This is a genomic window from Halomonas lysinitropha, assembly GCF_902500215.1.
GTDB classification, from domain to species: domain Bacteria; phylum Pseudomonadota; class Gammaproteobacteria; order Pseudomonadales; family Halomonadaceae; genus Halomonas; species Halomonas lysinitropha.
Genome location: NZ_CABVOU010000015.1, coordinates 121,976 through 135,474, shown reverse-complemented (window position 1 = coordinate 135,474; position 13,499 = coordinate 121,976). Strand labels below are relative to the sequence as shown.

At 65.9% G+C, this 13,499-nt stretch carries 14 protein-coding genes; 8 read left to right on the top strand and 6 right to left on the bottom strand.

Annotated features, from left to right (window positions below; all coding sequences use genetic code 11):
* Positions 1-2 precede the first annotated feature (2 nt).
* Both dgoD and HALO32_RS01715 read right to left on the bottom strand, forming a co-directional pair.
* Complete coding sequence (gene dgoD, locus HALO32_RS01720) at positions 3-1,151, bottom strand: galactonate dehydratase (RefSeq protein ID WP_151442057.1); 1,149 nt, start codon at positions 1,149-1,151, stop codon at positions 3-5.
* 13 nt (positions 1,152-1,164) lie between these two features.
* Positions 1,165-2,079, bottom strand: coding sequence for a DMT family transporter (locus tag HALO32_RS01715; RefSeq protein ID WP_151442056.1), 915 nt, complete (start codon positions 2,077-2,079; stop codon positions 1,165-1,167).
* Positions 2,080-2,401: 322 nt separating this feature from the next.
* On the opposite strand from HALO32_RS01715, the gene gmk reads away from it, so the two are divergent.
* The 5 genes from gmk to thpR all read left to right on the top strand — a co-directional run bounded on the left by gmk (position 2,402) and on the right by thpR (position 6,608).
* On the top strand, positions 2,402-3,016 hold the full coding sequence (gmk, locus tag HALO32_RS01710) for a guanylate kinase (RefSeq protein ID WP_151442055.1): 615 nt from the start codon (positions 2,402-2,404) through the stop codon (positions 3,014-3,016).
* 130 nt (positions 3,017-3,146) lie between these two features.
* Complete coding sequence (gene rpoZ / locus HALO32_RS01705) at positions 3,147-3,410, top strand: DNA-directed RNA polymerase subunit omega (RefSeq protein ID WP_151442054.1); 264 nt, start codon at positions 3,147-3,149, stop codon at positions 3,408-3,410.
* Positions 3,411-3,476: 66 nt separating this feature from the next.
* Entirely contained in the window at positions 3,477-5,612 is a 2,136-nt protein-coding gene (locus HALO32_RS01700) for a RelA/SpoT family protein (protein ID WP_151442053.1), read from the top strand.
* Between the two features lie 82 nt (positions 5,613-5,694).
* Positions 5,695-6,084, top strand: a complete 390-nt coding sequence (locus HALO32_RS01695; protein WP_151442052.1) for a RidA family protein — start codon at positions 5,695-5,697, stop codon at positions 6,082-6,084.
* Between the two features lie 14 nt (positions 6,085-6,098).
* Positions 6,099-6,608, top strand: a complete 510-nt coding sequence (gene thpR, locus HALO32_RS01690) for an RNA 2',3'-cyclic phosphodiesterase (protein ID WP_151442051.1) — start codon at positions 6,099-6,101, stop codon at positions 6,606-6,608.
* Between the two features lie 16 nt (positions 6,609-6,624).
* On the opposite strand, the gene HALO32_RS01685 is transcribed toward thpR, so the two are convergent.
* Positions 6,625-7,497 carry an SDR family oxidoreductase gene (locus tag HALO32_RS01685; RefSeq protein WP_151442050.1) on the bottom strand — a complete coding sequence of 291 codons (873 nt, stop codon included), beginning with the start codon at positions 7,495-7,497 and terminating at the stop codon, positions 6,625-6,627.
* A 114-nt stretch (positions 7,498-7,611) separates the two neighbouring features.
* Between HALO32_RS01685 and HALO32_RS01680 the strand changes: the two genes are divergently transcribed.
* Together HALO32_RS01680 and recG are read left to right on the top strand one after the other, a co-directional pair.
* Positions 7,612-8,532, top strand: coding sequence for a hydrogen peroxide-inducible genes activator (locus tag HALO32_RS01680; protein ID WP_151442049.1), 921 nt, complete (start codon positions 7,612-7,614; stop codon positions 8,530-8,532).
* Positions 8,529-10,622, top strand: coding sequence for an ATP-dependent DNA helicase RecG (recG, locus tag HALO32_RS01675; protein WP_225809645.1), 2,094 nt, complete (start codon positions 8,529-8,531; stop codon positions 10,620-10,622). Before HALO32_RS01680 ends, recG begins: the two co-directional genes overlap by 4 nt.
* A 150-nt stretch (positions 10,623-10,772) precedes the next feature.
* Here recG and HALO32_RS01670 read toward each other — a convergent pair whose 3' ends face one another.
* The 3 genes from HALO32_RS01670 to HALO32_RS01660 form a co-directional block, all read right to left on the bottom strand.
* A complete protein-coding gene (locus HALO32_RS01670; protein WP_151442048.1) occupies positions 10,773-11,129 on the bottom strand; it encodes a hypothetical protein in 357 nt (118 codons plus the stop codon).
* A gap of 60 nt (positions 11,130-11,189) precedes the next feature.
* On the bottom strand, positions 11,190-11,465 hold the full coding sequence (locus tag HALO32_RS01665) for an HU family DNA-binding protein (RefSeq protein ID WP_040183570.1): 276 nt from the start codon (positions 11,463-11,465) through the stop codon (positions 11,190-11,192).
* Positions 11,466-11,686: 221 nt separating this feature from the next.
* Positions 11,687-12,847: an NAD(P)/FAD-dependent oxidoreductase gene (locus tag HALO32_RS01660; RefSeq protein ID WP_151442047.1), complete on the bottom strand. Its 1,161-nt coding sequence runs from the start codon at positions 12,845-12,847 to the stop codon at positions 11,687-11,689.
* A 75-nt stretch (positions 12,848-12,922) separates the two neighbouring features.
* Between HALO32_RS01660 and HALO32_RS01655 the strand changes: the two genes are divergently transcribed.
* Entirely contained in the window at positions 12,923-13,462 is a 540-nt protein-coding gene (locus HALO32_RS01655; protein ID WP_225809643.1) for a chorismate--pyruvate lyase family protein, read from the top strand.
* Positions 13,463-13,499: the final 37 nt, after the last annotated feature.

The window sequence follows — 13,499 nt, the reverse complement described above, 5'->3', positions numbered from 1 at the left end:
CCTCACCATTCGGCCACCGAGCCATCTGCGTGGCTCCAGAGCGGGTTGCGCCAGCGATGGCCGACCTTGGCGCGCTCCTCAACGAAGGCCTCGTCGATTTCCACTCCCAGACCCGGTCCCTGGGGAATCCGGCAATAGCCGTCCTCGATGGCCAGCGCCGACTTGTCGACCAGGTAATCGAGGACGTCATTGTCCTGGTTGTAGTGAATCCCCATGCTCTGCTCCTGGATGAAGGCGTTGTGATTGACCGCATCCACCTGGAGCGAGGCGGCCAGGGCCAGAGGACCCAGAGGACAGTGGGGCGCCAGGGCCACATCATGGCAGGACGCCAGGCTGGCAATGCGCATAGCCTCGCTGATACCGCCACAGTGGGAAATATCCGGCTGGACGATATCCACCATGCCGTCGGCGAGCAGGTCACGGAACTGGTAGCGAGTGAAGAGCCGCTCACCGGTGGCGATGGGATACCCCAGCCCCCCGGCGATCTGCTTGAGACTGGGCAGATGCTCCGGTAGTACCGGCTCCTCCACGAACATCGGATGGAAGGCCTCGAGCTCACGGAGCAGCGCCTTGGCCATGGGCCGATGGACCCTGCCGTGGAAATCGATGGCGATGCCCACCTCGGGCCCCACCGCCTGACGGGCCTCGGCCACCCGAGCGACCGCCTCGTCGATGCGCCCATGGGAATCGACGATGGCCATTTCTGCCGTGCCGTTCATCTTGAAGGCCGTGAACCCCTGGTCAACCAGGGCCTGGGCCCCCTTTCCCACCTCGCTGGGACGATCCCCGCCCGTCCAGGCATACATCCACATCCGTTCCCGACAGGCACCGCCCAGCAATTGATGCACGGGAACCCCCAGATCGCGACCCTTGAGGTCCCAGAGGGCCTGGTCAATACCGGCGATGGCGCTCATCAGGATCGGTCCGCCCCGGTAGAAGCCGCCACGGTACATGCGGTTCCAGAGGTGCTCGATACGATGGGGGTCCTCACCGACGAGCATGTCGGCAAACTCGTGGACCGCCGCCTCCACGGTGGCCGCGCGTCCTTCGATGACGGGCTCCCCCCAACCGAAAACGCCTTCATCGGTCTCGATCTTGAGGAAGAGCCAGCGAGGGGGTACCTGCCAGGTCTTCAAGCGCGTGATCTTCATTTGTCTCTCCCGATTAGTCGATACCGACCGCCGTCCGCAATCGTTGTTCCAGTCGCCGCTCATAGAGCCCCTTGGTGACCAGGGTGCCCAGCACCAGTCCACCCCCCACCAGGGCGATGGGCGCCGGCGTCTCGCCGAGCAGCCACCAGGCCCAGAGGGTACCGACCACCACTTCCAGGAGCAGCAGCAGGCCCACCTCGGCGGCGGGCAGGTAGAGCGGCCCACGCTGCAGCAGGGTCACGCCCGTCGGCACGATGATCAGGCACAGCAGAACCACCAGCAACCAGCGATCGATCGGCGGCATCGCGAACCCGCCGCCGCCCAGCAACAGCACCAGGGCGGCACCACCGCCCACGATCAAGCCGTTGAAGACGAGCATGGGGCTCATGTCCACGCCAGGGCGCCGGCGACAGAGCGTGAAGTTGAGGGCCAGGGTGGTGGCCGCCATAAGGGCGAAGGCATTACCCACCCAGGAGCCCACGCCAGTGTCGTCGATCACGATCATCCCGATACCCAGCATGCAGAGCCCGATCGAAAGCCAGGTCCGGCGCGGTAGCCGCTCGGCGAGAATCACACGGGACAGCAGGGCGGCGATCAGTGGTGCGCCCGCCAGGATGAGCAGGACATTGCCCGCCTTGGTGTACTGATTGCCCAGCACGAAGCCACAGGTCGTCAGGCTGAACAGCAGAGCGACTGCCACACCCGTCCAACCGCAGCGCTGATAGACCTGCAGGCTCCGGCTTCCATGGCGGGCCAGCACGATCAAAAAGAAACCCAGGGCGGAGAGGAGTCCCCGCCACATCAGGATCTCGGCATCCGGCAGCGCCGCCAGCTTGATCAGCAGCGCATCTGGCGACATGATCAGCGCCCCGCCGCCGGTCAGCAGCAGGCCCTGCTGGCGATGGGAAAGCGAACGGAAGGCGCTCACGTAGCCCTCTCTTCTGACCCAGATGGCTGACTCAGCATCTCAGTATCTATAGCAGGCTCCAGAATGGGTTGGATTGACGCAGTCGATAACAAGCTTCAGCGTGTCTCGCATCCATCGACGTGCGATCGTTAAACACCATTAGAACACCATCTTACCTATGCTACAGCATTCTCTAATGCCTACTCCCGGCGTTCGCCTTCTGCCAGCCATTCAGCCCCCATGCCATCTGTGCAATACTTGCCGCCTTTCTAAAGCCGCCAAGCCTCTACGCCGTCGGTAAATACCGTTGTCGATACCGTCGTTGAAAACAGGGATTCAAGCCATGCCCCTAGGTACGCTCTTCATCGTTTCCGCCCCTTCCGGCGCCGGCAAGACCAGCCTGGTGCGCGAGTTGGTCGAGAGTCTCGACGGCATCCAGGTCTCGGTCTCCCACACCACCCGAGAGCGCCGCGAAGGCGAGGTGAACGGCGTCAACTACCATTTTGTGGACGTGCCGGCCTTCGAGGCGATGATCGAGCAAGGCGACTTCTTCGAATATGCCCGGGTCTTCGACAATTACTACGGCACCTCGCGCCACAGCGTAGAGGCGATGCTCGCCGCCGGCCAGGACGTGATCCTGGAGATCGACTGGCAAGGAGCCCGCCAGGTTCGCCAGCAGCTGCCCGATGCGGTCTCGGTGTTCATCCTGCCCCCCTCCCGGGAGGAACTGGAGCGCCGACTGGCCAGCCGTGGCACCGACGAGCATCCGGTGATCGCTCGGCGCATGCGCGATGCGGTGGACGAGATGTCCCACCACGACGAGTACGACTACCTGGTGATCAACGACGACTTCACCACCGCGCTGCGCGAACTGCAGTCGCTGGTCATCGCTCATCGTCTGACCTGCGAGCGGGTAAGCGAGCACCACGCCCCGCTGCTTACGGCACTCTTGGCCTAACTCCAGCCGCGGCGCTTGTCAGGGGAACCAGGCGTCGAGTAACCTATCTGGTCTACTCATTGGTGGAATTCCCGGGGCGCTGCCACGTCGACCGGGGTTTTGCCCGTCAGCATTATTCAGGAAGGCATCCATGGCACGTGTCACCGTCGAAGATTGTCTGGAAAACGTCGAAAACCGCTTCAAGCTGGTGATGATCTCCACTCACCGTGCCCGCCAGCTGGCCCGCGGCTCCCGCGACGCCCTCTTGCCTTGGGAGAACGACAAGCCCACCGTCATGGCCTTGCGCGAGATCGCCGACGGGCTGGTCGACGTCAGCGTGCTCGACGAACCCATCGAGGCGGCGCCGGTACGCGTGCGACCCGAGTTCGAGCCGGGCACCCACGTCGAGGAGTGACCCTGCCCCTCCCGACGCAGGAGCGCTTTCCCTCAGGGCCATCACGCAGCAGTCAGGGCGCGCCGCATGTTCACCATCGATGACCTGGCCGACCGACTCGGCGGCTACCTTCCCCAGGATGAGATCCAACAGGTCAAGCGCGCCTTCTACTATGCCGAGCAGGCCCATGATGGCCAGCGGCGTCGTTCCGGCGAGCCGTATGTCACACATCCCCTGGCGGTAGCCAACATCCTGGCCAACATGCACATGGACCATCAGAGCCTGATGGCCGCGATGCTGCACGATGTGATCGAGGATACCGGCGTATCCAAGATGGCCCTGGGCGAGCTGTTCGGCAAGCCCGTTGCCGAGCTGGTCGACGGTGTCTCCAAGCTGACCCAGATCGCCTTCGAGGACAAGGCGGTCGCTCAGGCCGAAAACTTCCAGAAGATGGTGCTGGCGATGTCACGCGACATCCGGGTGATCATCGTCAAGCTCGCCGACCGCCTGCACAATATGCGCACCCTGGGCGCCCTGCGCCCCGAGAAAAAGCGCCGCATCGCCCGCGAGACGCTGGAGATCTACGCCCGTATCGCCAGCCGACTGGGCATCAACACCATTCGGGTCGAGCTCGAGGACCTCTCCTTCCAGGCCCTCTACCCGATGCGCGCCGAGCGCATCAAGCGCGCCGTCTCCAATGCCCGGGGGCATCGCCGCTCGACGATCCGCCAGCTCCAGACCAGCCTGCAGCAGAGCCTTGACGACGAGGGCCTGCCGGGCACGGTGATCGGCCGCCAGAAGCACCTGCTGTCGATCTATCGCAAGATGCGCGACCAGCGGAAATCCTTCGCCGAGATCATGGACGTGTTCGGCTTTCGAATCCTCACCGAGGACGTCGACAGCTGCTACCGCATCCTCGGGGTGGTGCACAATCTCTACAAGCCGGTACCGGGGCGCTTCAAGGACTACATCGCCATCCCCAAGGCCAACGGCTACCAGAGCCTGCACACTACCCTGTTCGGCCGTGGCGGCATGCCCATCGAGGTGCAGATCCGCACCCGAGAGATGGAGGCCCTGGCCAACAACGGCATCGCCGCCCACTGGCTCTACAAGGCCGGCCAGACCGAGCACCCCATCGCCCAGGGCAGCCATGCCCGGGCACGGGCCTGGGTCAAGGGGCTGCTGGAGATGCAGCGCCACGCCGGTGATTCGCTGGAGTTCATCGAGCACGTCAAGAACGATCTCTTCCCCGATGACATCTACGTGTTCACGCCCAAGGGCGACATCATGGAGCTGCCCCAGGGAGCCACCGTGATCGACTTCGCCTACAGCGTACATACCGACATCGGCAACAGCTGCATCGCCTGTCGCATCGATCGCCACCTGGCCCCGCTCTCCACCCGTCTGGAGAGTGGCCAGACCCTGGAGATCATCACCGCACCCGGAGCGCGACCCAACCTGGCCTGGCTCAACTTCGTGATCACCGCCAAGGCCCGTTCGGCGATCCGTCACGCCCTCAAGCACCAGCAACATACCGAGGCGGTGCAGCTCGGTCGGCGTCTGCTCAACAAGGCCCTGGCCCCGTTCGAGACCAGCCTGGAGGAACTGCCCGAAGGCCTGCTCCACAGTCTGCTCAAGGAGCATTCCCTGAAGGGGGAGGAGAGCCTGCTGGAATCCATCGGACTGGGCACCCGGGTTGCCCATGTGGTGGCCCGCCGGTTGATCGACCTGCAACAGGGCGAGACGGACGAACCCATGGAGCATCAGGAGCGCGCTCAGAGACCCATCGTGATCAGCGGCGCCGAAGGCATGGTGATCAAGTTTGCCCGCTGCTGCCGTCCACTGCCCGGTGATCCGGTGATCGGCCACCTGTCGGCGGGCAAGGGCATCGTGGTCCACCGCACCGAATGCCGCAATCTTGGCGAACTCAAGAACGACCCGGACAAGCTTTTCGCCCTGGAGTGGTCCGACGACATCGACGAAGACTTCCCCGCCGCCCTGCGCCTGGAGATGGAGAGCCGCCGCGGCCTGGTAGCGGAGCTCGCCGCCCTGGTCACCGACGCCGAGGCCAACATCGAGCGCATCGGCATCGAGGAGCGCGATGCCAGGCTGTCGATCGTCAACCTCGTGCTCTCGGTACGCAACCGCGTGCATCTCGCGCGTATCATCAAGCGCCTGCGCAATCTTGCCCATGTAGGCCGCATCACTCGCCTAGGCAACTGAGTCATTTCTGCTCGCTGGTTCCATAAGACGGCGGGCGGGCTGTTTTCCCGTTTCGAGACGCTGCACCGCAAGGAGAACCACCATGAGCAACAAGGCTGTTATCAATACCGACCAGGCCCCCGCCGCCATCGGCCCCTACTCCCAGGCCATCAAGGCCGGCAACACCGTCTACCTCTCCGGGCAGATCCCGCTGGACCCGGCCACCATGGCGCTCGTCTCCGACGACGTCGAGGCCCAGGCACGCCAGGTCTTCACCAACCTCAGGGCCGTCTGCGAGGAGGCCGCCGGCACTCTGCAGGATGTGGTCAAACTGAATCTCTACCTGGTCGACCTGGAGAACTTCGCCGTGGTCAACGAGGTGATGGAGGAATTCTTCGACAAGCCCTTTCCGGCTCGCGCCGCGGTAGGCGTCAAGGCGCTGCCCAAGGGAGCGCAGTTCGAGGCAGAGGGAATAATGGTCATCGGCGATTGATTCGGCCACTTAATATGAGATTATTTCTGGCTCTTGTGCCTCCCCTTGAGCTGCGCCAGCGGCTGGGCGAACTGGCAGAACTCGCCCAGGCCCGCTGCGGCGGGCGGCGCATGCCGGAGGAAAGCCTGCATCTGACGCTGGCCTTTCTCGGTGAAGTGGCCGATGCACGGATGGAAGAGCTGGTTCATTGGGTCAGTGCCATGGCGATAGCACCTGGCGAATGGCGACTCGACCATTGGGGGAGCTTCCGCCGCCCCGGCATCGTCTGGGTCGGCGGCCGGTCGTCGGCGCTGGAGCGGCTCCATGCATCAGTCTGGGATGAGCTGGCCTCATTCGGTTTCAGCGACAGACCGGGGCACTTCGTGCCCCACGTCACCCTGCTGCGCCGTGCCCGACGGCAGGAGACCCAGAACCTGCCCGCGATCGATATGACCTGGCCCTACCGGCAACTTTCGCTAGTGCGTTCCTTCACCGAGGACGACGGGGCCCGCTACCAGATCCTGGCCCGTTCACCGGCGGCCTGAGCGGACCGCCCTTCCCTCACGCCTTCTCGGGAAGGAAGCCACCGGCCTTCAACACCTGGGCATAACCCTCGCGATAGCTCGGGTAGCGGAAACGATAGCCGCTCTCGATCAATCGGGTGTTGTCGCAGCGCTTGCTGGCCCGGCGGCGCAGCGGCGATTGAATGGTCTCGGTGGCCTCGACCCTCAACTGCTTCGCCAGCCAGGCCATCACCTCGTTGAGGGGGGCAGGCTCACAGTCGCTGCCCAGGTAGAGCGTCTCCAGGGGCTCGCCGGCCAGGTGGCGGCCGATCAGATGCGCCAGCACCCCGGCGCAGTCGTCACGGTGGATACGGTTGGAGTACATGACGGGACTCGACGGGGCGATGCGCCCCTCCCCAACCTGGTGAATCAGGCGGTCGCGACCGGGGCCGTAGATGCCCGAGAAGCGCACCGCGGTTCCCGGCAGCGCATGGTTGATCAACGCCTGCTCGGCTTCGCACATCAACAGGCCCGAAAAGCCCGAGGGCTCGGTGGGGCTGGTCTCATCGACCGCCTCGCCATCACGCTGGGCGTAAACGCTGGTCGAGGAAACGAAGAACACCCGCCCGGGGACCTTGTCGCGGCCAGCGAACTCACCCAGCACCGCAGTCAGGCCATCGAGATAGGCGGCGCGATAGGCTGCTTCGTCGAAGCGGTCGGCACTGACCACGTAGACCAGGATATCGGCGTCCGGCAACCGTGTCAGAGTGGCCGGGTCGCTCAGGTCGACCGCCACGGCCTCCAGGCCGCTGCCTTCCAGTGCCCGCGGGTTGCGGCGTGCACCGACTACCCGATGCCCCGCCTCAAGCAGCTCGCGCCCCAGGGCCATGCCAATGTCGCCGCAGCCCAGAATCAGTGTCGTCGTCTTCACCTTTTCTTCGCCCCCTGATAAAAAGTCCCTATTGGCATTATTCTGTCCCTATGTATGAGGCGAGGTCACTGGGACCTTCACCCGTTTCGGAAGAGGTAGCCTGCCGGCACCACCATGACTCTAACAGAACTCCGCTACATCGTGACACTGGCCCAGGAGCGCCATTTTGGACGCGCGGCGGAGCGCTGCTTCGTCTCCCAGCCGACGCTCTCGGTGGCCGTCAAGAAGCTCGAGGAGGAGCTGGGTGTGGCGCTCTTCGAACGCTCGAAGTCCACCGTGCAGGTCACCCCCCTGGGTGAGAGAATCGTCGAGCAGGCGCAACGCGTGCTGGAGCAGAGCGGCATTATCAAGGAGCTCGCCACGGCCGGCCGCGACCAGCTGGCGAGCCCCCTGCGCATCGGCGCCATCTACACCATCGGGCCTTACCTCTTCCCCCACCTGGTCCCGGAGCTCTCCCGGCGTGCTCCGCAGATGCCGCTCTACATCGAGGAAGGCTTCACCGGCAACCTGCGCCGCAAGCTGCGCAGTGGCGAGCTGGACGCCATCATCATCGCGCTGCCCTTTACCGAGACCGACGTGGTCACCAAGCCGCTCTACGAGGAGGCCTTCGAGGTACTGCTACCGGCCGACCACCGCTGGGCATCCCGGGAGAACATCGACAAGGAGGACCTGCTGGAGGAGCGCCTGCTGCTGCTCGGCGAGGGCCACTGCTTCCGTGACCAGATTCTCGAGGCCTGCCCGGCCATCAGCCACCAGCTCAACAGCCCCTCCAACACCCTTACCGCCGAGGGCGGCTCGCTGGAGACCATCCGTCACATGGTAGCCTCCAAGCTCGGCATTACCGTACTGCCGCACTCGGCCATCGGCACCGGCCACTACGAGAGTGGCATGCTGATCAGCCGCCCCTTCACCGTCCCGGCACCCGCACGGACCGTGGCCATCGCCTGGCGTGCCAGCTTCCCGCGTCCCCGGGCCATCGATGCCGTTACCGACGCCATCGCGCGCTGCCGCCAGGCAGAGCTCGAGCCGGCATGAGCGAAGACATCAAAGCTCTTGATGTGTCCGTCACGGACCTCAAGGGCGTCGGTGAGGCGCTGGCGCTCAAGCTGGCCCGACTGGGCATCAAACGCATCAGCGACCTGCTGTTTCACCTGCCGCTGCGCTACCAGGACCGCACACGCATCACGCCCATCGCCACTCTGAGCGCGAGCCATGAAGCCGTCGTGGAAGGCGAGGTGGTGGCCAGCGAGGTGGTGCAGGGCCGGCGACGCAGCCTGCTGGTGCGCCTGCGTGACGGCTCCGGCATCCTCAGCCTGCGTTTCTTCCATTTCTCCCCGGCCCAGCAGCAGCAGTTCCGGCCCGGGGTCCGGGTGCGCGCCTTCGGCGAAGCCCGCGCTGGCGCCACCGGCCTGGAGCTCTATCATCCGGAGTACCGTCTGCTGGCCGGTGGCGAGGCGCCGGTGGAGGACCACCTGACGCCCATCTACCCGGCCACCGAGGGCCTCCACCAGACCCGCCTGCGGGCGCTGATCGACCAGGCCCTGGCGCGCCTGGATGCCACGCCGGACGCTCTGCCCGATGGCATTCCCGCGACCCTGCGCCAGCGCTTCGCTCTGCCCGAGCTTCACCACTGCCTGAACACCCTGCACCGACCGCCGCCGGAAGCCGATGCAGAGCAGCTGGCGGCCGGCCACCATCCAGCGCGGCGGCGCCTGGCCCTGGAGGAACTGCTCGCCCACCGGCTGAGCCTGGAGGAAGTGCGTCAGCGCATCCAGGAGGACGGCGCCCCGACCCTGCCCGGCGGGCGCAGCCTGCAGGCCCGCTTCCTGACCCAGCTGCCCTTTTCACTGACCGGCGCTCAGCGCCGGGTGCTGGACGAGATCAGCGCCGACCTGGCACGCCAGGTGCCGATGCTGCGCCTGGTGCAGGGCGACGTGGGGTCGGGCAAGACGGTTGTTGCCGCCATGGCCGCGCTCTCGGCCATTGCCGCCGACTGCCAGGCGGCGATGATGGCCCCCACCGAGATCCTCGCCGAACAGCACTACCGCACCTTCAGCAGCTGGTTCGAGCCGCTGGGCATCGAGGTGGCCTGGCTCTCCGGCAAGCTCAAGGGCAAGGCGCGTCTGGATACCAAGGCGGCCATCCAAGACGGCCGAGCCCGCATGGTGGTAGGCACCCACGCGCTCTTCCAGGGTGATGTGCACTTCCAGCGTTTGGGCCTGGCAATTATCGACGAGCAGCACCGCTTCGGCGTCCACCAGCGCCTGGCGCTGCGTGAAAAGGGCGAGGCCGGCGGCCTGACGCCTCACCAGTTGGTGATGACCGCTACCCCGATCCCTCGCACCCTGGCGATGAGTGCCTATGCCGACCTGGACGTCTCGGTGATCGACGAGCTGCCCCCGGGCCGGACCCCGGTGAAGACGGTGGTGATGCCCGACGAGCGCCGCCCCGACGTGATGGCGCGTATCCGCCATGCCTGCGCCGAGGGGCGACAGGCCTACTGGGTCTGCACCCTGATCGAGGAGTCCGAGGCGCTGCAGTGCCAGGCCGCCGAGGCGACGCGCGACGAGCTCCTGGAGACCCTGCCGGAACTGGCCATCGGCCTGGTCCACGGGCGAATGAAGGCCAGCGAGAAGGCCGCGATGATGGAGGCCTTCAAGACCGGGGAGCTGGACCTGCTTGTGGCCACCACGGTGATCGAGGTGGGGGTCGACGTGCCCAATGCCAGCCTGATGATCATCGAGAACCCGGAGCGCCTGGGCCTCTCCCAGCTGCACCAGCTGCGCGGGCGGGTGGGACGCGGCGCCGTCGAGAGTTTCTGCGTGCTGCTCTATCACCCGCCGCTATCGGCCCACTCCCGAGAGCGCCTGGCGGTGATGCGCGAAACCACCGACGGCTTTCGCATCGCCGAGAAGGACCTGGAGATCCGTGGCCCCGGCGAGGTACTGGGTACCCGCCAGACCGGGCTTGCGCAGATGAAGGTCGCCGACCTCGAGCGCGACGCCGACCTGCTGGAGCGTGTGGGGCCCCTGGCCGAGGCGCTGCTCAACCAGCAGCCCCAGGCCAGCCAGCCACTGATCCGGCGCTGGCTGGGGGCAGAGGCCGGACGATATGGGCAGGTGTGACGGCGCCAAGCGGCCAAGCGGCCAAGCGGCCAAGCGGCCAAGCGGCCAAGCGGCCAAGCGGCCAAGCGGCCAAGCAGAGGATCAGGGTATGGAGGGCAGGGAGTAAACGGTCAGGGGTTTCCTTGGCGCTCGGCGCTTTCAGCTCGGTGCTTACAAATGCTTGAGCAGCCGCTGCAGCTTCTGCAGGTCGCCGGAGTCGCCGACCAGGCGAACGGTACCGGCCATCATGCCGTCGAGGAAGGCCTGCTGGGTGGGTTTCTTGAGAACCTTGATGGCCGTGGCTTCATCTTCGAAGCGCAGCTCCAGGTCGAGATCCACCGGCAGGCCTGATCCCGCACGGATACCACGGGGCGACATGCGGTAATGGCGGGCGATGGCGAGGTCCTCGGTGGCGATGCCCCAGTCGAGGCCGCGCATCTCGCCGAGCAGTTCGCGAAACCGCGCCTTGCGGCGCAGGGCACGCTTGAGCATCAGCCCGAGCAGCCACAGCATCAGTCGCAGCTTCATATCGGCTCCGCCACCGTGAAATGAGAGTGAGGCGACCCGCAAGAGACGGGCCGCAATGCCTTACTTCGCCACGGCGTCCTTGAGGCCCTTGCCCGGCTTGAAGGCGACGGTCTTGCTGGCCGGAATGGTCAGCGGCTGGCCGGTCTGGGGGTTCTTGCCGGTGCGTGCGGCTCGCTCCCGCACACTGAAGGTACCGAAGCCGATCAGAGTCACATCCTGGCCCTGGGAAACGCTACCGGTGATCTCGTCGAGGATGACGTTGAGCACCTGGCTCGCCTTGTCCTTGGAAAGATCGGCACGCTCGGCTATCGCCGCGGCGAGTTCTGGCTTGCGCATACAGCCCTCCTGATATTGACATCATCGTGCCGGCGATCACCACCGGCGGTGTTGTTATGGTTCATCACCTGACCGTGCATCACGCGCATGCCGACTTGCTCGATTCCGGATCGTCATGCTGCGGACAAAGAAATCTCGAGAAATGACATGCGGATGATACCGGTGCTCAACATCGCTGCCTGCCGGCTCGAAGTCTGCGGCAGGCCCCGTCGTTGACGAACCTAGCCTAGCAACGGCGGCGCGGATCGCGCCAGTTCGACTTTCCGACGGACGCAGCGTCCTGTCAACGCAAAGCCGATCAAACGTCCGTCCTCCGCTTCGGCCAGAGCCGTCAGGTCACCCCCTTCCCCCTCGAGGCGCCAGCGTGACGGCGTAACGGCGGGCGGAAGGGCCACCACCGGCAACAGGGGGGTCTTGACCAGCACCGGCCAGGGGCCATAGGTCACCGCGGTGGGAGTGCCGATCAGGGTCCGGGCCAGCGCCTTGGCACTGGCCAGCAGCGGCTGTACGTACATGGCATTGACACCGTCGACACAGGCCGCATCCCCCAAGGCATGGATACCCGGTGCAGAAGTGGCCAGGTACCGATCGGTGTGGATGCCTGCCTCACTGACCTCGAGCCGGGCCGATTCAGCCAGACCGGTGCGCGGCCGTAATCCCGTGGCCACCAGCACCAGGTCGGCCGATAGCGAGCTGCCATCGTCGAGTGTCAGGCCGACAGACACGCCGTCGGCCCCCAGCGCCACCAGCTGACGTCCGGTGTGCAACACCATACCAGCCTCTCGGAAGGCGTCGCCCAGGGCACGCCCCAGAGGCTCCGGCACCAGGCGTGGCAGGGGGGCCGGCTCCGGGGCCACCAGCTCGACGGCATGGCCACCGGCAACGAGATCGTTGGCGAACTCGCAGCCCACCAGGCCGATGCCGATGACCGCCACGCGCGCCGGCCGGCCCAGCGCCTCCAGGGCGGCATGGAAGGCACGGTAGTCGTCCAGGTCATTGATGCTGAACACCCGCCCGGCGACGGCGTCGGGCACCCTGAAGGGCCGCACCGGTGCGGCACCGATGGCCAGCACCAGCTCGCTCCAGGGCAGGGTCTCGTCACCGATGGTCAAGGTACGCTCCACCGGATCGATGGCCTCAACCCGGGTGTGGGTGCGTACCACGATGCCGAGGTCGTCGGCCACCTCCAGGGCCGAGCGCGTCGCCAGGCGCTGCGGTGGCAGGCGCTTGGCGAATCCGGTGGAGAGCAGTGGCTTGGCATAGTCATCTCCGCTGTCGGCGGTGATCAGCGTCATCGGCCGCGTCGGATGCTGTTCACGCAGTTGGCGCAGCAGACCCAGGCCCGCCATGCCGGAGCCGATGATGGTCAGGGGTGCGCTCATAGGCCTCATCGATCGGGGTAAGAGTGATGGGGCAGCATGGTACACTAGCCACCCCCGAAATCGATGCGGAGAGAGATGGTGAGCAGTGGCCCGGGAAGCGATCCCCGCTGGCGCCCCCTGGCGGCGGCACGTCCTGCCATGAGCCCCGAGTGGTGGCAGTGGGTCGCCTCACGGGACTCGCTCACTGCCCGGCTGATCAGTGCCGGCGGCCACCGGCATTTCCGGGTCCGCCTGCTGAACCAGCGCCTCGGTCGGCCGCGTCGTGACGAGACGTTGGCCTTAGGGCTGCCCCTTGCCCATCATGCCTGGCTACGCGAAGTGGCGCTGTGCCTGGACGAGCGTCCCTGGGTAGTGGCCCGCTCGGTGGTACCCCTGGACGGTCTGCATGGCCAACGCCTCGACCGCTTGGGCGAGCGCTCGCTGGGCAGCTGGCTGTTCCGTCAACCTGATCTGGAACGCGGCCCGCTCGAGGTCAGCGCCGACTCGGCCCCTTTCCACACCGACTCGGGGCCCTGGGCACGGCGTTCGCTGTTCCGCCACCGGCGCTTCGCCGTACTGGTCCAGGAATTCTTCCTCGACCGCATGGCGGGTGACCTCGGGCTGCCTTCGCGCTAGGCTCCCGTGCAGCCAAACTGGATATCATGAGGATGAG

Bases quoted from the DNA above. Each gene is read 5' to 3' on its own strand.
- dgoD (WP_151442057.1), bottom strand. From the start codon at position 1,151: ATGAAGATCACGCGCTTGAAGACCTGGCAGGTACCCCCTCGCTGGCTC.
- gmk (WP_151442055.1), top strand. From the start codon at position 2,402: ATGCCCCTAGGTACGCTCTTCATCGTTTCCGCCCCTTCCGGCGCCGGC.
- rpoZ (WP_151442054.1), top strand. From the start codon at position 3,147: ATGGCACGTGTCACCGTCGAAGATTGTCTGGAAAACGTCGAAAACCGC.
- HALO32_RS01700 (WP_151442053.1), top strand. From the start codon at position 3,477: ATGTTCACCATCGATGACCTGGCCGACCGACTCGGCGGCTACCTTCCC.
- HALO32_RS01695 (WP_151442052.1), top strand. From the start codon at position 5,695: ATGAGCAACAAGGCTGTTATCAATACCGACCAGGCCCCCGCCGCCATC.
- thpR (WP_151442051.1), top strand. From the start codon at position 6,099: ATGAGATTATTTCTGGCTCTTGTGCCTCCCCTTGAGCTGCGCCAGCGG.
- HALO32_RS01680 (WP_151442049.1), top strand. From the start codon at position 7,612: ATGACTCTAACAGAACTCCGCTACATCGTGACACTGGCCCAGGAGCGC.
- recG (WP_225809645.1), top strand. From the start codon at position 8,529: ATGAGCGAAGACATCAAAGCTCTTGATGTGTCCGTCACGGACCTCAAG.
- HALO32_RS01670 (WP_151442048.1), bottom strand. From the start codon at position 11,129: ATGAAGCTGCGACTGATGCTGTGGCTGCTCGGGCTGATGCTCAAGCGT.
- HALO32_RS01665 (WP_040183570.1), bottom strand. From the start codon at position 11,465: ATGCGCAAGCCAGAACTCGCCGCGGCGATAGCCGAGCGTGCCGATCTT.
- HALO32_RS01660 (WP_151442047.1), bottom strand. From the start codon at position 12,847: ATGAGCGCACCCCTGACCATCATCGGCTCCGGCATGGCGGGCCTGGGT.
- HALO32_RS01655 (WP_225809643.1), top strand. From the start codon at position 12,923: ATGGTGAGCAGTGGCCCGGGAAGCGATCCCCGCTGGCGCCCCCTGGCG.